The sequence below is a fragment of the Staphylococcus sp. EG-SA-2 genome (assembly GCF_017152085.1).
In genome coordinates, this window is sequence record NZ_JACYHC010001303.1 from 1 (window position 1) to 604 (window position 604).

Genomic DNA, 604 nt, shown 5'->3' on the forward strand with positions numbered 1-604 from the left:
CTTTGTACACCAGTTACTTGTGTCGCGCTATCAATTTGACCAGTAATACTTTGTTTTTGTGCATCAGATAAATGTGTCATTTGACGTAATGCATCTTTAGCTTGTTGCTTCGCAGTTGCTAAGTTTGAATCACCATTTAAACTTGTTTCAGCATTATTGACACGTTGTGTTGCCGCAGTAACATCTGCTGCATTTGTAATCACATTAGGTGAACCATTTACAATGTTTTTCGCAGCATTATATGCATCAGTATAAGCACCTTGCTTATCAGGACTTGCGTTAGTGTAATTACCACCAGCAACAATTGTGTCATGATCAGCAATTCCTTGTTTTAATTGATCCATCGCATTATCAAGTGATGTAGCACTATTTTTCAGATCAGTTACACCTGATACACGTTGCGCAGCGTTCACTTGTTGTTTTAATGCTGTTTTTTGTGGTGTATTCAAATGTGTCAAGTTATCGATAGCTTGTGTTGCTTCAGTTTTAGCGCGTTGTAAGTTCGCGTCACCGTTCAAAGCATTTTCAGTAGACGTTACACTTTGAATTGCTTGTTCAACAGCTTGCTTATCTTTATTCGTACCATGATCTTTATTTAAGTAAG

At 37.4% G+C, this 604-nt stretch carries 1 protein-coding gene; it reads right to left on the bottom strand.

Going from position 1 to position 604, the window contains the following annotated elements:
• Nucleotides 1-604, bottom strand: a 604-nt coding sequence (locus IDG60_RS28360) for a GA module-containing protein (RefSeq protein WP_206161147.1), incomplete at both ends; no start/stop codon positions are given.